15 protein-coding genes, 1 pseudogene and 1 riboswitch are annotated in these 17,468 nt (G+C 55.1%); of the genes and pseudogenes, 3 read left to right on the top strand and 13 right to left on the bottom strand.

What is annotated here, in order from left to right; translation table 11 throughout:
• Positions 1-32: 32 nt before the first annotated feature.
• A complete protein-coding gene (locus ACLM7Z_RS05140) occupies positions 33-1,283 on the bottom strand; it encodes a M16 family metallopeptidase (protein ID WP_087019129.1) in 1,251 nt (416 codons plus the stop codon).
• A 203-nt stretch (positions 1,284-1,486) separates the two neighbouring features.
• On the opposite strand from ACLM7Z_RS05140, the gene ACLM7Z_RS05135 reads away from it, so the two are divergent.
• A complete protein-coding gene (locus tag ACLM7Z_RS05135; protein ID WP_087019131.1) occupies positions 1,487-1,870 on the top strand; it encodes a hypothetical protein in 384 nt (127 codons plus the stop codon).
• Positions 1,871-1,943: 73 nt separating this feature from the next.
• On the opposite strand, the gene ACLM7Z_RS05130 is transcribed toward ACLM7Z_RS05135, so the two are convergent.
• The 3 genes from ACLM7Z_RS05130 to ACLM7Z_RS05120 form a co-directional block, all read right to left on the bottom strand.
• A complete protein-coding gene (locus ACLM7Z_RS05130) occupies positions 1,944-4,067 on the bottom strand; it encodes a polyribonucleotide nucleotidyltransferase (RefSeq protein WP_273349304.1) in 2,124 nt (707 codons plus the stop codon).
• A 179-nt stretch (positions 4,068-4,246) separates the two neighbouring features.
• Positions 4,247-4,513, bottom strand: coding sequence for a 30S ribosomal protein S15 (gene rpsO, locus ACLM7Z_RS05125; RefSeq protein WP_087019135.1), 267 nt, complete (start codon positions 4,511-4,513; stop codon positions 4,247-4,249).
• 464 nt (positions 4,514-4,977) lie between these two features.
• Positions 4,978-5,202 (bottom strand): hypothetical protein, encoded by a 225-nt coding sequence (locus ACLM7Z_RS05120; RefSeq protein ID WP_087019137.1) that lies wholly within the window; start codon positions 5,200-5,202, stop codon positions 4,978-4,980.
• A 31-nt stretch (positions 5,203-5,233) separates the two neighbouring features.
• Positions 5,234-5,351: riboswitch (TPP riboswitch) on the top strand.
• A gap of 85 nt (positions 5,352-5,436) precedes the next feature.
• Here ACLM7Z_RS05120 and thiC point away from each other — a divergent pair.
• Positions 5,437-6,747 (top strand): phosphomethylpyrimidine synthase ThiC, encoded by a 1,311-nt coding sequence (thiC, locus tag ACLM7Z_RS05115; protein ID WP_435645654.1) that lies wholly within the window; start codon positions 5,437-5,439, stop codon positions 6,745-6,747.
• Between the two features lie 64 nt (positions 6,748-6,811).
• On the opposite strand, the gene ACLM7Z_RS05110 is transcribed toward thiC, so the two are convergent.
• From ACLM7Z_RS05110 to ACLM7Z_RS05090, 5 genes are all read right to left on the bottom strand, one after another.
• Positions 6,812-7,459 carry a DUF3267 domain-containing protein gene (locus tag ACLM7Z_RS05110; RefSeq protein WP_435645653.1) on the bottom strand — a complete coding sequence of 216 codons (648 nt, stop codon included), beginning with the start codon at positions 7,457-7,459 and terminating at the stop codon, positions 6,812-6,814.
• 355 nt (positions 7,460-7,814) lie between these two features.
• The gene (locus ACLM7Z_RS05105) at positions 7,815-9,542 is read right to left on the bottom strand and encodes a phospho-sugar mutase (RefSeq protein ID WP_087019143.1); all 1,728 of its coding nucleotides are present in this window, start codon (positions 9,540-9,542) and stop codon (positions 7,815-7,817) included.
• 328 nt (positions 9,543-9,870) lie between these two features.
• Positions 9,871-10,314 (bottom strand): Gfo/Idh/MocA family oxidoreductase, encoded by a 444-nt coding sequence (locus ACLM7Z_RS05100; protein ID WP_435645652.1) that lies wholly within the window; start codon positions 10,312-10,314, stop codon positions 9,871-9,873.
• The gene (locus ACLM7Z_RS05095) at positions 10,230-10,895 is read right to left on the bottom strand and encodes a Gfo/Idh/MocA family protein (protein ID WP_435645651.1); all 666 of its coding nucleotides are present in this window, start codon (positions 10,893-10,895) and stop codon (positions 10,230-10,232) included. Before ACLM7Z_RS05095 ends, ACLM7Z_RS05100 begins: the two co-directional genes overlap by 85 nt.
• Before the next feature lie 113 nt (positions 10,896-11,008).
• Complete coding sequence (locus tag ACLM7Z_RS05090; RefSeq protein ID WP_087019149.1) at positions 11,009-11,851, bottom strand: AraC family transcriptional regulator; 843 nt, start codon at positions 11,849-11,851, stop codon at positions 11,009-11,011.
• A 215-nt stretch (positions 11,852-12,066) separates the two neighbouring features.
• Here ACLM7Z_RS05090 and ACLM7Z_RS05085 point away from each other — a divergent pair, with 215 nt between their 5' ends.
• A complete protein-coding gene (locus tag ACLM7Z_RS05085) occupies positions 12,067-13,065 on the top strand; it encodes a Gfo/Idh/MocA family protein (protein ID WP_435645650.1) in 999 nt (332 codons plus the stop codon).
• 112 nt (positions 13,066-13,177) lie between these two features.
• On the opposite strand, the gene ACLM7Z_RS05080 is transcribed toward ACLM7Z_RS05085, so the two are convergent.
• From ACLM7Z_RS05080 to ACLM7Z_RS05065, 4 genes and pseudogenes are all read right to left on the bottom strand, one after another.
• Positions 13,178-14,389: a GTP-binding protein gene (locus ACLM7Z_RS05080; RefSeq protein WP_087019153.1), complete on the bottom strand. Its 1,212-nt coding sequence runs from the start codon at positions 14,387-14,389 to the stop codon at positions 13,178-13,180.
• A 216-nt stretch (positions 14,390-14,605) separates the two neighbouring features.
• A complete protein-coding gene (locus tag ACLM7Z_RS05075) occupies positions 14,606-15,469 on the bottom strand; it encodes a DegV family protein (protein WP_273349292.1) in 864 nt (287 codons plus the stop codon).
• A gap of 35 nt (positions 15,470-15,504) precedes the next feature.
• Positions 15,505-15,939 carry a MarR family winged helix-turn-helix transcriptional regulator gene (locus tag ACLM7Z_RS05070; RefSeq protein ID WP_087019158.1) on the bottom strand — a complete coding sequence of 145 codons (435 nt, stop codon included), beginning with the start codon at positions 15,937-15,939 and terminating at the stop codon, positions 15,505-15,507.
• A gap of 679 nt (positions 15,940-16,618) precedes the next feature.
• Positions 16,619-17,446, bottom strand: a pseudogene (locus ACLM7Z_RS05065) (PSP1 domain-containing protein); the annotation flags it as partial.
• Positions 17,447-17,468 lie beyond the last annotated feature (22 nt).

Raw genomic sequence — 17,468 nt, 5'->3', positions numbered from 1 at the left:
ACACAGCACAGGCACGCCGCTCCTCTGTCTGCTTACTTACCGAGCAGCTTTTTATAATAGTCCTCATCGCCGACCTGTCCGACTGCACAGATTGACGCCTGATCGAAATCAAAGATCTGGCGAGCCAGCCGTGCGATATCATCCGCCGTAACGGCGTCATACATCGCCATGACCTCATCCAGCTCCGGTGCGCGATCAAAGAACATCTCGCCGCGTCCGAGCTGATTCATGCGGGCAGAGGTGCTCTCCATACCGAGCAGCATATTGGTTTTCGCCTGTTCCCGGCAGCGACTCAGCTCCGCACGATCCGGGCCATCGGCTGCCAGACGCAGGCATTCTTCCCGAATCAGCTCAATGGCCTTTGCCTCAGTCTCCTTGCCGAGCGCGGTGTAAATACTGAATACACCGGTATCTTCATGCGAAGTATTGAACGAATACACCGAATAACACAGGCCGTTCTGTTCACGGACGGTCTGGAACAGGCGCGATGCCATGCCGCCGCCCAAAATGGCACCCAACAGAGCATTGACATACCGCTCCTCTGAGCACATGGAAATGCCCGGGAAGCCGATGCAGATATGATTCTGTTCAATTTCCTTGGGGCGCACGACGATACTCGGCTGATAGGTTGCCGGCTCGATGACATTGTGCCCTGTGCCCTTCATGCCGGAGAACATCTCGCAGATATAATCCACATCCTCCTGTGTATAGGAGCCTGCCAGCGCAATGACGGTGTCTTCCGGATGGTAATACTCCGCCATATACCGACGCAGCGTGTCACCATTCATCGTTTGCAGTGTGTCCTCGCGGCCGAGAATGGGACGGCCAAGCGATGAGCCTGCAAAACATGATTCAAAAATCTTTTCGGTTGCAACATCTTCCGGCGAATCCTCATACATGTCGATTTCTTCCAGCACGACACCGCGTTCCAGATCGATATCACGCTGCGAAAACTTCGGATTCATGCACATATCCGCCAAAATTTCGACGCCGGTCTGCAAATGCCTGTCCAGCGTCTTTAAGTAAAAGCACGTGCATTCTTTGGTTGTGAATGCATTGACCTGTCCGCCTATGGCATCCATTGCAATGGCAATATGCTGTGCGGAGCGTTTTTCCGTCCCCTTGAACACCATGTGTTCAATAAAATGGGAAATACCACTCAGTTCATCCGGCTCATACCGCGAGCCATTGAGCACCCAGATACCGACCGCCGCGGAGCGCACACCGACAATGGGTTCGGTGACGACACGCACGCCGTTCGGCAATACAATGCGATCATACATATTCTATCTTCTCCATCTATTCGGCAAATTGCCGCTATCCTTCCCTCAAGTATATCACATTCTACCGATAAGTCGAACGGTTTTGAAAAGTTTTTTATGAGAACATATCGATTTTTCGTTTTCCCGTCGATTCCTTGCTTTTTCCGGCGGACAACGGTATACTGAGACAAAACAATTTTTGACCCGGAAAGGAGTCTTTTCCCATGCAGCGATTCCTTCGCTTACTCATATGGGACGCGCTGTTCTGCGTTGTCCCCACAGTCGGCTATGCCGCATCCTCCATGCTCACCTCATCCACCGCGAATTATGTTGTCACCCTGCTGACCTTTGCGGTTTGCGGCGCGTTCCTTGCCCAGCTGTCACGCTGGGGCTCCACCTGGATGGAGGTCGTGTTCGTCGCCCTGCCGGGGCTGTATCTGGCGCTGGCACCGTTTCTCGCGCCGCTGCTCAACGGCCTGCCGCTGTCGTTTGACCTCGTGCCCGCGTTGCTGCTGACGGCACAGACCACCTCCCTGCGCACCGCAGGCGCACTCGCGGCAGGGTTCGTACTGTGGCAGCATGTGTTTATCAGCATTCCGCACAGATGACAAACCGAACCGTACATAAAAAAGGCTGTATCCGAAATCGGATACAGCCTTTGCTTTTTCTATAGAAGGAAACTTACAGAACCTTTTCCTCTTCCTTGACGTCCTTGCAGGACAGGTTGATGCGACCCTTGTCGTCGATCTCGATGACCTTGACCCAAACCATATCGCCGACCTTGACAACGTCCTCGACGCGCTCAACGCGGCGCTTTTCCAGCTTGGAGATGTGAACCAGACCGTCCTTGCCCGGTGCAATCTGAACGAATGCGCCGAAGCCCATCAGGCGGACAACTTTGCCATAGAATACATCGCCGACCTCCGGGTCCTTGACGATGGTCTCAATCATCTTCTTGGCCTTCTCGCCGTCGGAGCCATTGATAGAGGAAATGCTGACGGTGCCGTCCTCGGCAATGTCAACCTTTGCGCCGGACTCAGCGGTGATCTTCTGAATGACAGAACCGCCCTTGCCGATGACATCGCGGATCTTGTCCGGATTGATGTGGATGGTGATCGTCTTCGGTGCCCACGGGGAAACCTCATGACGCGGCTCAGCGATTGCCTTGAGCATAACCTCATCCAGAATCTTATACCGCGCATCGCGGCACTTGCGGAATGCTTCCTTGATGATGGACGGGGTCAGGCCGTCAACCTTGATGTCGACCTGAATGCCGGTGATGCCCTTCTTGGTACCGGCTACCTTGAAGTCCATGTCGCCGTAGAAGTCCTCGACGCCCTGAATATCGGTAAAGGTGGTCTCCTGGCCATCATCCGTAATCAGGCCGCAGGAAATACCTGCAACCGGTGCGGTAATCGGAACACCTGCATCCATCAGAGCCAGCGTAGAACCGCAGACAGAGCCCTGCGAGGTGGAACCGTTGGAGGACAGAACCTCAGATACGACGCGGATTGCATACGGGAATTCCTCCGCAGACGGCAGAACCGGTACGAGGGAACGCTCTGCGAGTGCGCCATGACCGATTTCACGGCGTCCCGGGCCGCGGGACGGGCGGGTTTCACCGACCGAGAAGGACGGGAAGTTGTAATGATGGATATAACGCTTTTCCTTCTGCTCGAAGATGGTATCCAGCTGCTGTGCATCTGCCAGCGTGCCCAGCGTGCAGACAGACAGAACCTGCGTCTGACCACGGGTGAACAGGCCGGTACCATGTGCGCGCGGCAGGACGCCTACCTGTGCAGCCAGCGGACGGACTTCCTCCATGCCGCGGCCATCGACGCGCTTGCCCTCGGTCAGCCACTTGCGGACAACCTTCTTGCACAGCTTGTCTACGATTTCGGTGATCTCACCTGCGCGCTCGGTTGCAACCTCTTCGCCGAGGAATTCGTCGATCTCAGCGCGGACAACCTGCATACGTGCATCGCGAACGGTCTTGTCATCGGTATCGAAAGCAACCTCGACCTTTGCACGTGCAAAGTCCTCGATCTTGTCGAACAGCTCGTGGTCGACATCGTGGTGCTCATACTCAAACTTCGGCTTGCCGATCTCCGCCTTGATGGAGTCGATGAATGCACACATCTTCTTGATTTCCTCATGTGCAAACAGCAGACCCTCGAGCATCTGATCCTCCGGGACTTCCTTTGCGCCAGCCTCGATCATGACGATCTTCTCCGCGGTGCCGCAAACGGTGACATCCATCAGGCTCTTCTGGCGCTGCTCAACCGTCGGGTTGAGGACGAACTCGCCGTCAACCAGGCCGACGTCAACACCAGCTACGGTGTAGTTGAACGGGATATCGGAAATTGCTACCGCAATGGATGCACCGTTGAGTGCAGTGACCTGCGGGGAATTGTCATAATCGTTGCCCATAACCGTGCAGACGATGGAAACATCGTTGCGCAGATCCTTCGGGAACAGCGGACGCATCGGGCGGTCGATCTGGCGGGAAGCAATGGTTGCCTGCTCGCTTGCCTTGCCCTCACGGCGCATAAACGAACCCGGGATACGGCCGACTGCATACAGCTTTTCTTCAAAATCTACCGAAAGCGGGAAGAAATCTACGCCTTCACGCGGCTTCGGGGATGCCGTTGCAGTAACCAGCACGACGGTATCGCCATAGCGAACCAGTGCGGAGCCGTTGGCCAGCTGTGCAACCTTGCCGGTCTCGACGGTCAGCTTGCGGCCGGCAAACGTGGTTTCAAATACACGCTCTTCATCAAATGACTTGTGTGTAATAGTAGTCATAACTCAGACTGTCTCCTTTTCTCAAAAGAATGATGCGGAACCTCCGACAGTCCTTCAAGCACTTGAAGCGCGGGCTTAACCGGATAAGCCAGTCCTTCAACTGCTCAAGGAATTGCCGTACTGTTCCAAAAAACTGGTAAAGAGGAGACCGCATGCAGCCTCCTCTTCCGTCGGAACTCTTACTTTCTCAGGCCGAGCTTCTTAACGATTGCTCTGTAACGCTCGATATCCTTCTTCTTCAGGTAAGCGAGCATGCTGCGGCGCTGGCCGACCATCTTGAGCAGGCCGCGACGGGAATGGTTGTCGTGCTTGTGCTCCTTCAGATGCTCGGTGAGCTGAGCGATGCGCTCGGTCAGGATTGCGATCTGTACTTCCGGAGAACCGGTATCGGTCTCATGCATGCGGTTTGCTTCAATAACTGCTGCCTTCTGTTCTTTGCGGATCATTTTAACACCTCATGAAAAAAATAATATTTGTTATCTCCCTTGCGCTGGGCAGCGGCCTAAGGTGATGGGCACGGTCAAACATGTCCGGTATCCAGACTGCTAAGCACAGGGAGCGCACTAACTCTTGCATCATATCATACCCAAAGTTGTTTGTAAAGTATAATATGGGTAAAAAATACGGATTTTATACTGCGCAGGGATTGGCAGGGATTGGAGATTTATTCAACCATGCGTGTCGCGCGACGCACCGGCGACATCGACAGAATGACAAATTCCGAAAAAAACCTCTGCAATTCAACTGTTTTTTCCTATCCATCGAAAAATTTTTCGCAGGTTTTACATTCCCATCCTGCGATTTTACCGGTTGTTTTCCAATTGTTTTCATTTTTTTTGCATTTTTTCATCTCTCAACTTTCTTATATATTGAAACTGCACAGTTTTCTTCGCCGTTTCTTGTCGATAATTCATGAATTTTGCTTCTTTTCATCTTTGCCGGCGGGTGATATAATTTCAGCACAATCGAAAGAGAGAATAACCGGAAAGTTCCCCCACTTTCCACCCAAAAGAGCGTCCGCAGCAGGCGGCGCTTCCTCCTCTTTTTTGCCAAGAAACACATGACGGTGGCTGTGCAATAGTGCGGCCTGGATGTCGTGTGTTTTTCTTTTTTGTGGATTTTGTCCAAACCGCATTGACAGATGCCCGCCGTGTTGTTATAATGATATCAATTTACAGGGGAACTGATGTGCGTTCCGCCCGGAACGCCGAGTTGAGAAGGTTAAAACCTGACCCTTTGAACCTGTCGGTTAACACCGTTGTAGGAAGTAAAGGTACAATCCGGTTACGATTTCCAGATATGCGCTGAATTCCTATGAATCCAGCGCATTTTTTGTTCCCTAAGTTTTTTCAGCAGGAGGAAAACCAGCATGCATATGACACAGATCGAAGCGGCAAAAAAGGGCATTGTTACCCCGCAGATGGAAATTGTCGCAAAGAAAGAAAACATTGATGTCGAAGTGCTGCGCGAGCGCATCGCCCGCGGCACGGTCGTCATCCCGGCAAACAAAAATCACACCGCGCTGTCCCCGGAGGGCATCGGCGAAGGTCTGAAAACCAAAATCAACGTCAACCTCGGCATTTCCGGCGACTGCCACAACTATGAAGAGGAGTTCGAGAAGGTTCGCATGTCCATCGATTTCGGCGCCGAAGCCATCATGGATCTGTCCAACTACGGCAAGACCCACACCTTCCGTCAGGAACTGATCGACATGTCCCCTGCCATGATCGGCACTGTTCCGATGTATGATGCCGTCGGTTATCTCGAAAAGGACCTCAAGAGCATCACCGCAAAGGACTTCCTGCGCGTCGTCGAAGCACATGCCAAGACCGGTGTTGATTTCGTCACTATCCACGCAGGCATCAACCGCAAGACCATCGATACGTTCAAGCAGACCAAGCGCCTGACCAACATTGTTTCGCGCGGCGGTTCTCTGCTGTTCGCCTGGATGGAAATGACCGGAAACGAAAACCCGTTCTATGAATACTACGACGAGCTGTGCGACATCCTGCATGAGTACGATGTCACCATCAGTCTCGGCGACGCAATGCGTCCCGGCTCCACCCATGACTCGACCGATGCCAGCCAGATCACCGAGCTGATCGAACTCGGTATCCTGACTCAGCGCGCATGGGACAAAAACGTACAGGTCATGATCGAAGGCCCGGGTCACATGGCACTCAACGAGATCAAGGCCAACATGGAGATTGAAAAGCGCCTGTGCCATGGCGCACCGTTCTATGTCCTTGGCCCGCTGGTCACCGACATCGCACCGGGCTATGACCACATCACCTCTGCCATCGGCGGTGCCATTGCAGCCACCTACGGTGCAGATTTCCTGTGCTATGTCACCCCGGCTGAGCACCTGCGCCTGCCGGACGTCAACGACGTAAAGGAAGGCATCATTGCGTCCAAGATTGCTGCCCATGCCGCTGACATGGCAAAGGGTATCCCGGGTGCACGCGAAATCGACGACAAGATGAGCGACGCACGCCGCCGCCTCGACTGGGATGAGATGTTCTCCCTCGCCATCGACGGCAAGAAGGCACGCGAATACTTCGAGTCCAAGCCGCCTCAGGATCGCCACACCTGTTCGATGTGCGGCAAGATGTGTGCCATGCGCACCACCAACTACATTCTCGAAGGCAAGGACGTCAGCCTGCTGTCCGACGAGAAGTAAATTCCGAACACACCTTACCTATGCAAAATCCCCGACCGGAAAAAGACCGGCCGGGGATCTGTTTTTATGCCCGTTCAAACGCGACCACCCCCGCCGCATATGGGTGGTCAATATACAGAACCTCGCGCGCCGCACTGTGGTGCCGCAACAGCTTCAGCACAACCGCCATGTCTCCACCACCGCCAAAAATCAGCGCAATCCCCAGAATCAGCAGCAGCCAGGAGCCTGCAAACACTGCGACAAGTGCCGGCAGAATTCCCAGCAGAAGGGTCGGCATCAGCCCGCCTGCAATATATTGATACCGTTCCAGCGGCTCGCTGCACGTGCAGTAAGGCGTCAGATATTCTTTTATCAATCCGAACTCCACTGCTTTCCAGTGCGACGGCGCAAAGATTGCCCACGTAATGCCGTGGATCAGCTCATGCACACAAATCCATACAAAGAACAGCACGAAAACCAGCACCAGACCCGCAAGTCCAATCGACCCTTCCGCTGCTCCATTGTGCCACAAAAACACAATGATAAAAAGAACGCTGAGCGGCAGCGCCAGCACAAATGCCATCATGTTCGCATAGACCAGCCCGATGGTCAGATCATGTTCCACATAGCCCTGTGCCTCCAGCTTTGCTTTCAGCTGTTCAAATTGTGCCTTGCGGCGCTCCTCTGCCTTCGACAGCTTCCGTTCATTCTCTTTTTCCCTGTATTTGTCCATATACTCCCTTTCAAGCCGTAAAAAACTCCCTCCACCGACCCGCCTCCCGCAGGAGACGAGCCGGACAGAGAGAGCTGATTGATCGAAATACCTCAAATGCATCCCGCAAATTTTATTCATAAGAGGCGGACTGGCGGACGTGTTTGTCCGACATGTCCGCTGTGCGCGGGAGCGCACCGGAAAGGTTTTCTTTTGCTTTTCCTCTCCGAATTGCTCTCAGCCCGCTTCAGAATTCATCTCTGCGGCGTTGGGGCGGACTGGCGGACGTGTTTGTCCGACATGTCCGCTGTGCGCGGGAGCGCACCGGAAAGGTTTTCTTTTGCCTACTTTTCTTTTCCTTAAAAAGAAAAGTAGGTTACTTGACGATTTCCTTTGCAGCAGCAGCGTACTTCTCGACCTTTGCGTCGACCTCTTCCTTGCTCGCGCCGTTTGCCATGATATAAACCTTGACCTTCGGCTCGGTGCCGGACGGACGGATGATGAAGCTGGTACCGTCAGACAGATCATAATACAGAACGTTCTGACCCTTGAGTTCGACCTCAGTGGTCTCGCCGGTTGCCAGCTCGGTCTGGATACCGGTCTGGAGATCGCGCACGTCCTTAACAGCGGTGCCGCCGACTTCCTTGAGCGGAGATTCACGCAGCTCCTTCATCAGCTCTGCCATGCGGGTCAGACCGGAAACACCCGGCATAACGATAGACAGGGTTTCCTCTGCATAGTAGCCGTAACGCTTATACATATCCTGCATTGCATCGTACAGAGTCATACCCTTGGTGCGGTAATATGCAGCCATCTCCGCAATCAGCATAGATGCAATTACAGCGTCCTTGTCGCGTGCATGGTCGCCGCACAGATAGCCATACGACTCCTCAAAGGCGAACAGATACTGATGCGAACCGGTTTCCTCAAACTGCTTGATCTTCTCCGCAAGGAACTTGAAGCCGGTGAAGGTGTCGAAGCACTCAACGCCGTTGTCATTGGCAACCTTGCGCGCCATCTCGGTCGATACAACAGACTTGAGTACAGCCGGATGCGGCGGCATGGTGTTGGTCAGCTTCTTCGCCGTAATAATATAGTCAATCAGCAGGACGCCCATCTGGTTGCCGCTCAGGGTGACGTATTCACCTGTGCTGCTCTTCAGTACGGTGCCGCAGCGGTCGGAGTCCGGGTCGGTGCCGATAATCAGGTCAACACCCATTTCCTTCGCCATCTCGATCGCAATGTTAAAGCCTTCCTTGTTCTCCGGGTTCGGGCTCTTGACCGTCGGGAAATTGCCGTCAATAACCATCTGCTCCGGTACACAAATCACGTTCTTATAGCCAATACGCTTCAGAATTTCCGGTACCAGCTTATAGCCTGCGCCGTGGAACGGAGTGTAAATAATCTTAAAGTCATCCGCAACCTGCGCAATGCAGTCCGGATTGATGCACATCTTCTGAATCTGGCGCAGATAAATCTCGTCGGATTCCGGGCCGATGATCTTAATCAGACCCTTGTCGACTGCTTCCTGATGATCCATGGTCTTGACCTCGGTAAACATGTCGAGCGCGCCCATTTCCTTTGCAACGACATCCGCTTCCTTCGGCGGCAGCTGTGCGCCATCCTCCCAGTAAACTTTATAGCCGTTGTATTCCTTCGGGTTGTGGGAAGCGGTAATCATGACGCCTGCCAGCGTACCGTAGGTGCGGACGGTGAACGACAGTACCGGAACCGGGCGCAGGGATTCCCATTCAATGACATTGATGCCGTTTGCCGCCAGAATGCTTGCTGCCAGATGGGAGAACTCATCCGACTGAATACGGCTGTCGCAGGCAATGGCAACACCGCGCTGCATGGCGCGCGGGCCGTACTGCTTAATCAGATTTGCAAGACCCTGCGTCGCTGCACCGACAGTAAAGCGGTTCATCTTATACAGGCCGACACCCAGCGTACCGCGCAGGCCTGCGGTGCCAAAGGAAAGCGGCGCAAAAAAGCGTTCCTGAATTTCCTTTTCATCTCCTTCCAGCGCTGCCAGCTCGGCGTGCTCCGCCTCAGTCAGTGCCGGGGATTCCATCCACTTGCGATATTCTTCCATATAGCCCATTTCAAACACCTCATATTTCTTGATTTTATTGGAGTGGGTTTTGATCCATCCAATGATGGATATCAATTTTCTCTAGGAAAATTATACAGCATTTCCCCGCAGATTTGAAGGACAATTTGTGGAAATGATGAAGTAATTTTTCCACAAATCGCAAGATGCACAAATTTTGCACTGTCTTTTTCACACTTCCGGCAAATTTGTCAGCAATTTATCGGCTGTCATGTGTCCATATATATCGAAAAATCGGGAATCCCGCCGACAGGAATACACACATCAAAAAAAGCAGCGGCGCAGCCATTCGGCCCGCCGCTGCTTTGACAGCTTCCTGTTATTCCTGTGGAACGTCGACCCAGGCATTCCCCTTCCGGTTGCTTTCCACGCAGGCATCTACAAACTGCATGCTGTGGATTCCATCTGCAATGGTGGGATGCGGCAGCACCGGTGCATCGCTCTCCCCCATGCGGCGCAGTACTTCCGTACAGAAGCCGCGATAATAATTTCCGAATGTCTCAAAGAAACCCTCCGGATGTCCCGCTGCAATGCGTGACATAGATTTTGCACGGTCACACAGGAACGAGCGCCCATTAGTCAGATAGATCTCCGGCCCGTTGGCACGTGTAAATTTCAGACGGGTCGGCTGGTCATGTGTCCATTCCAGTGAGCCCTTGTCGCCGAACACACGCAGCGCTACACTGCACTCATGTCCAATCGCAACCTGCGATGCCCACAGCAGTCCGGGCAGGACAGATGTGTGCCGATATCGGCCGCACATGCCGACTCACCTGCCTGCGCCGGATCAAACCGCCACTTGTGTGCCACATCGACACCGGCGTTCAGGTCATTGGCCACCCAATCCTGTGGATATTCCGCCGTAACCGTTAGGATTCGTCCGATTTCTCCCTGTTCGATTATCTCACGCATCTGGTGTATCATCGGATAATTGACATATGTGTAGCTGACGCCAAAATGCAGCCCCTTCTGCTCTGCGAGTGCCTGAAGCTGCTTTGCCTCTTCGACATTCATCGCCACCGGCTTGTCACAGGATACATGAATGCCATACTCCAAAAAGCATTTCGCAATGGAAAAATGTGTCTTGTTCGGCGTGGCAATGACGACAAAATCAATGCCGTCCTCCCGTGCGCTCTCCGCTTCCGCCATGGTCTGATAATCTGCATACAGTCGGTCATGCGGAATATGCCAGCTGTCCCCGGTCGCGCGGCTCTTTTCCGGGCTGCGCGAAAAGCAGCCGGCCGTCATTACCGCCAGATCATCCATCTGCGCGCCGCGCCGATGGACATCACCGATAAACGAACCCGCAGCACCGCCTACCATGCCAAATCGAAGTAATTTCATAAAATTCCCCTCCTGTCGCTGTCTGACAATACCAGTCTCTTACGCTATCTGTATTGTAAAACGACAGAGAAAAAAGTTCCTGCGGAATTCATGCACAAACCGATGAAACCCAGTCATACCGGCATGCTGCGGAACTGACGCGGCGACATACCGGTTTTGGTGCGGAAGGCGGCGGCAAAGCTCGTATCATAGCCATAGCCGACCTCCTCGGCGATCTGCGTAATGGACAGCCGCGTTTCCTTGAGCAGGGTCTTCGCCCGATTGATCCGCAGATTGACCAGATATTCATGCGGTGACTGTCCGGTATGTGCCCGAAACAGCCGGTTGAACTGCGACGCGCTCAGATGGAATGCCGCCGCGAGCGACGGCACAGACAGCTCCTCTTTCAGATGCTCCCGCAGATAGCGCTGTGCCTCCGCAATCAGCGGGTCACGGGCTTCAATCTGGTCGGGTGTATACAGCAGACCGCACAGCAGCGCATGAATGCGCTGGGATGCCGTTACATCCTCCACGCTGCCAACGGTACTCAGCTGCCCGAGCAGCTGCTGCATCTGGTCAAACACGCGGCGCGGATTGTCCAGACGAAGTACCGGCCCATGTGTGCGCAGCACCTCCCGGTAAAAGTCCATCGTGTTCGCTCCGTCAAAATGCAGCCAGATATATTCCAACGGCTCCACGGCACGGTATAAATGCGGCTCATGGCTGTTGAGAAATGCCAGCTCCTCCGCACTGACCTGCACAGTACCGTGATCCGCTGTCTGGATCTCCAGCTTTCCACTGCATACATACAACATCAAAAAACTCGGAAAGCTCTCGCGCTCTACCCGGTACGATGTATCACAGAAAAAATGTCCGGCACGGTGCAGATAGTACAACACTGCCTGCGCCTGCCGCGATGGCGTCGCATCATACAGCTCCGATTGCGGCGCAACGCCCCGTTCATACGGCAAAATCATACGTTCCTCCTCTTGCAGCCGACCGGCCGCCCGCTCTCTCAATCTTTGTTTCAGTATAACATGTGCACCGCCCTCTGCACAGAGGTTGACTGAAAACCTTTCTTTTTTGCCTGCTTCTCCAAGTTTTTCCGGCAGCACATTCCGTATACTTGAGACAGATCGCAACACAACTATACCGAAACGCCCACACCCTTTCCGCAAAGGAGGAACCCTACATGAAACATCCGAAGATTGTCACCGTCGGCGTTGTCGGCGCAGGCGGCTTCATCGGTCAGTATCATCTCAAGCGCCTGTCCACCGTCATCGAGGGCGTCCGCATCGGCGCGGTTTATGACATCAACCGTGAAAAGTGCGATGCCATCGCCGCACAGTATGGCGCAGTCAGCGCGGCAACCGCCGAGGAGCTGATCGAGTCCCCGGACATCGATGCCGTTGTTGTCACCGCATGGAATGCAGCTCATGCCGACCTGACCCGCAAATGCATCGCCGCACACAAACCGGTATTCTGTGAAAAACCGCTCGCAACCACACTGGAAGACTGCGCTGCCGTCGTCCAGGCGGAAAAAGAAGCGGGAGAATCGCTGGTACAGGTGGGCTTTATGCGCCGCTTTGACCCGGATTACCGCAAAATCAAGGAAATTCTGAAGTCCGGCGAACTGGGCGCACCGCTGATGGCGCACTGTGTCAGCCGCACCCCGCGCATCGCGCCGAGCCATACGACTGCCATGCATGTCATCAATATTGTCATCCATGAGATCGATCTGTTCCGCTGGCTTCTCGACGAGGAGCTTGTCAAGGGACAGATGCTGTTCCCGCGCTCGACCAGCCTGGCGGCAGAAGGTCTTGCAGACCCGCAGCTCGCCCTGATGTGGTCGGAAAGCGGCGTCCTGATCGATGTGGAAGCCGCGGCAAACAGCTACTACGGCTACGACATCCAGTGTGAGCTGGTCTGTGAAAAGGGCACCATCCGCCTGCCGGATCCGGCGGCACCGATTGTGCGTTCCCGCCTGCAATGCGGCTTTGCCATTCTGGACGACTGGTCGCAGCGCTTCCCCACCGCGTATCAGATGGAACTCCAGCACTGGGTCGACTATGTCCGTGGACGTGTGTCCCAGCCGGGCCCGGGCTGCCAGGACGGCTGTGCCGCCTGTGCTGTCGCGGAGGCGCTCATCCGTTCGCAGACAACCGGCCAGGTGGAATCCGTCACGCTGTAATCTTCGCGTTCTCACTTTTTTCTTTTTCTCAATCTCTTTTATGTCTCAAGGAAAAAGCATCGGCAGATCCGAAATACGGGTCTGCCGATGCTTTATTATGATATCGTGATATTTATTCTTCGACCTGTTCTTTTTCCGGCTCCAGAACAGACGCACAGCGTCCGAGCATGCCGGACAGCGCTGCCAGCACCGTGCCGTAATTGGCAATCGGCACGCCCGCCTCGCGGCAGATGGCCACGCGCGCCTGCACCGAGCGCTGGGTCATCGAGCAGCCGGAGCAGTGAATGACGAGATCATACTTCTCGATCTCATCCGGCAGATCAAGACCAAAGGAATAGTCGATACGCAGTTCCTCGCCTGCCAGCCTGCGCAGCGCGCGCGGGATTTTGACGCGGCCGATATCGCGGTGCATGCTGCTGTGCATGCAGCCCTCCGCGATGAGAACGCGGCTGTCCTTATTCAGTGAAGCAATCGCCTGCGTGCCCTCGATAAAGGTATCCAGCTCACCGGTTTGCAGACCGTACAGAAGCGAATACGAGGTCAGCGGAATGTTCTCCGGCACGAGGTCGCGCACCATGCTGAACGAACGCGCATAGGCAATGACGAGGTCGATGTGCGGCATCTCCTGAATCGTCGCCTCCAGATGCTCCTCCTCGACAGCGACAACGCGCGCGCCGTGGTGAACCAGCTGGGTGAGCATCTGATGCTCGTTGCGGATCGGGCCGCCGCCGGACGGCGCCATCAGCAGCAGGACATAATCGCCCGGCTTGACCAGTCCCTCCGGAATGAGCGGAGCTTCCTGCACATTGATAGCACGCACCATCTGCGACAGGCGTGCGCGCAGCAGGGAGATGGAGCCCGGTGTCTGTGTGGAAATAAAAATGGCATCCGGGAATTCGGTTTTCAGCTGTGCGATGGTGCCCGCATATGCCTCATCGCAGTGGTTGAACACCAGCAGATACGGGATCATGTTGCGCTCCAGCCATTCATGGTCGCGCGTATATGCCTCGCGGTCGAATTCCTGCATGTTGATGACATAAATCGCAATATCCGCGCGGCGGATGATGTTCAGCGTGCGGCGCACCTGCTCGTCGCCCAGCTCGGATGTATCATTCAGACCCGCCGTGTCGATCAGTGTCGCATTGCCCGCACGACCGAGCTTGCACAGGCCGACCACCGGGTTGTATTTGGATGTGCCGGTGCTGACTGCCATCTCGCCGGTCAGCTGCTTAAAAATACTGGTTTTACCGCTGCCGGTCTTGCCGAACAGCACAATATGCCGATTATTGCCGTCTAAAACGGCGGAGTTCTTGTTCTGCTTCATTGCTGCCTATCCTCCCGCCCGGGGGAGCGCCTCCTTCTGAAAGCTGGACTGTCCATACAGCTTTATTGTACTAAAGATACTTCTCATTATAGCATGAAAATCTGAAATGTACAGCATGCCGCGACGGTTTTCAGACAAAAAAGACTGTCATTTTCCCGCACTGCTACACGGAAGGAGAACGCGACTTCATCCGCGGGAGTAAGCCTTCGGAAACCTTTACCAGCGCGCCTGCTTTTCTTCATAGGCGAGCGCAATGCCGCCCGGTCCGATATAGGTGCCGATAACCGCACCGATTTCCACGGATGTGATTTCGATATCACTGATATGCGTCTGAAGCATGCGGGTGATGGTCTGCACGCGCTCCGGCGCACAGGAGGAAATCACCGTCACGCGGTGCAAGTCGGCGGCATTTTTCAAAAAGCCGTCCACGAGCTTTTTACAGCCCGCCTGTATGCCGCGCACCTTGTCGATGCTGGTTGCCTCGCCCTCAGACAACGTCATCAGCGGCTTGATGCCCATCAGCTTGCCCGCGAGCATGGTCACGCTGCCGATCCGTCCGCCCTTCCGCAGATAGTCCAGGGTATCGATGATAAAATAAATGCCGACATGGCTTTGCAGATACGTCATGCGCACCAGAATTTCCTGCACGAACTTTCCCATCTTCGCCATGCGCGCCGCTTCGACGGCGAACAGTGCGACGGCTGCGGATGCATTCAGCGAATCAATCAGGTGGATATGCGGCTGGAATCCGTCCTCACGCAGCAGGCGCCGCGCCATGGAAGCGCCTCCGATGGAACCGGACAGCTTAGAGGACACCGTAATGCAGATGATATCGTCGCAGTCCTCATGCCTGCGGAATTCCTCCATCCAGTCATCCAGTGTCGGCTGGCTGGTTTTGGGCAGCGTCTTGCTCGCCGCGAGCTTTTGGAAAAACTGCTCGCCGCTCAGGTCGACGCCGTCGCGGTAGGTCGTGCCGTCTTCAAAGGTTACGCCCAGCGGGATGACGGAAAAACCCGCCTGCTTTGCGCGCTCCGGCGTGTAATCACAGCTGGAATCCGCAATGACTGCTATTTTGCCCATAGTGCACTCCTCTTTTCTTTCTCGTCCCGCGCACTTCAGAATGTGCCGAGGAAATCCTCAATTTTTTGCAGCGCGCTGCCCAGCACGCGCTGTTCGTCATCAGTCAGCCCGGACAGCGCGGAATCGATCAGGTTATTATGAAACTGCTGATGATAGTGATACGCCGCCCACCCCTTCGGTGTCAGCGAAACGAGCACGACGCGCCGGTCATGCTTGGCGCGCACCCGCTCGATCATTTCCTTTTTCTCCAGCCGTTCACACGCGATAGTCAGCGTCGCCAGCGTGATATCCAGCGCACGCGCAATGTCCGACATGCGGGCACATTCCATATCTCCGATTTTCTCGAGAATGTGGATCTCCGCAATCGTTACCTCATCGTTCAGTCCAGCGGCAAGGGCGCGCTGCTCAATCTTGTTGATTCGTCCGAAAATTTCCACCAGAAACGTATTGACCTGCTCATGCACAGACATGCCCTGTCACCTCCTTCGGATAATTAAGTAAACTAATTAAATTACCTTCAGTGTACCACGCTCCGCGGCGAATAGCAAGCAAAACCGGCGGTTTCGCGCACATTTTTTTGCAGAACGGAGGTGTACTGTAAAATGTATGCAAAAAAACTCCCTGTATCCGGTCAGATACAGGGAGTCGGGCTCAATCCTTCTTTTCAGCTGTGCCGGACGGCTTTCCGTCCCCGCTCTGCGGGCGGCGGCGCGGGCGGCGGCGGCGCGGCTGGCGATGCGCGTCGACAAATTCACCGCCGGTACTGTCTGTCGGGCGGCGCTCCTGACGCGGTCGCTCCGTTTTGTCGCCGTTTTTCTCACCGTTCTTCTCATGGCTGCTGCGGCGGGGTTCGCGACGCGACGGCTTGTTCTCCCCCTCGTGCTTCTGCTCGCCGTTCTGCGGACGGCGGCGTCTGCGCGGACGGTCAGAGCGGCGGTGTTCGCGCTGCGCCTTGTCGCCGGACGGCTCACGGTTTTCCATTTCCTGTTCCGGCGCATCCGCCTGTGCATCCTGCACCGGCTTTGTGGCCTGCGGTACCGCAGGCTGTTCGGATACCGGCTTTTCCACAGTTTTTTCTGCGGCGAGTTTTTCCGCAACCGGCTTTGCCGCCTTTTCTGTCGGCTCTGCCGGCTTTGCAGCCGCGTGCGACGGGCGACGCTGCTTGCGCGCTGCCTGCAAAATCTGGCACTCCTGACACTTATAGCAGTGCGGCGTGCCGGGGTCATCATCCAGCACGACGGTGCACGTGCCGCGCAGCAGTGAGGCATCGGTGACAACACCCGGTCCGTCCGGCGTCTGCACGGTGGAATCCGGTCGCGGCGTGACGCGTCCCAGCTCCTCATATGCCTCCTGCTCGTACTTGAGGCAGCACATCAGGCGGCCGCACGTGCCGGAAATCTTAGTCGGGTTGAGTGACAGGTTCTGCTGCTTCGCCATGTTGATGGACACCGGCTGGAAATCGTCGAGGAACGACGCACAGCACAGCGGCCGGCCGCAAATGCCCAGGCCGCCGAGCACCTTTGCTTCATCGCGCACGCCGATCTGGCGCAGCTCGATGCGGGTGCGGAACACGGACGCGAGGTCTTTGACCAGCTCGCGGAAATCCACACGCCCGTCGGCGGTGAAATAAAACAGCACCTTGTTGAGGTCAAACGTGTATTCGACCGAGACCAGCTTCATATCCAGCTTGTGCTCGGCAATTTTCTGTTCGCAGATGCGGAAGGCTTCCTTCGCACGCTTCTGATTGGTTTCGACGACCTTGGCATCCGACGGGGTTGCCACACGGATGAGCTTTTTGAGCGGCTTGACCACCTCGCCCTCGGCGACATCGCGGTTTGCCAGCGCAACCTCGCCGTATTCGACACCGCGCGCGGTCTCTACAATGACATTCTGCCCGACCTCGACCTGTATGCCGCACGGGTCAAAATAATATACTTTTCCGACTTTTTTGAATCGGACTCCGATAATCTGAGCCAAAATTGTTCCTCCTGTTTATGAG

The organism is Butyricicoccus porcorum (genome assembly GCF_051246315.1).
GTDB lineage: Bacteria > Bacillota > Clostridia > Oscillospirales > Butyricicoccaceae > Butyricicoccus_A > Butyricicoccus_A porcorum.
Note: the sequence above shows the minus strand (reverse complement) of the source record. Positions and strands in the feature narration are given on the sequence as shown.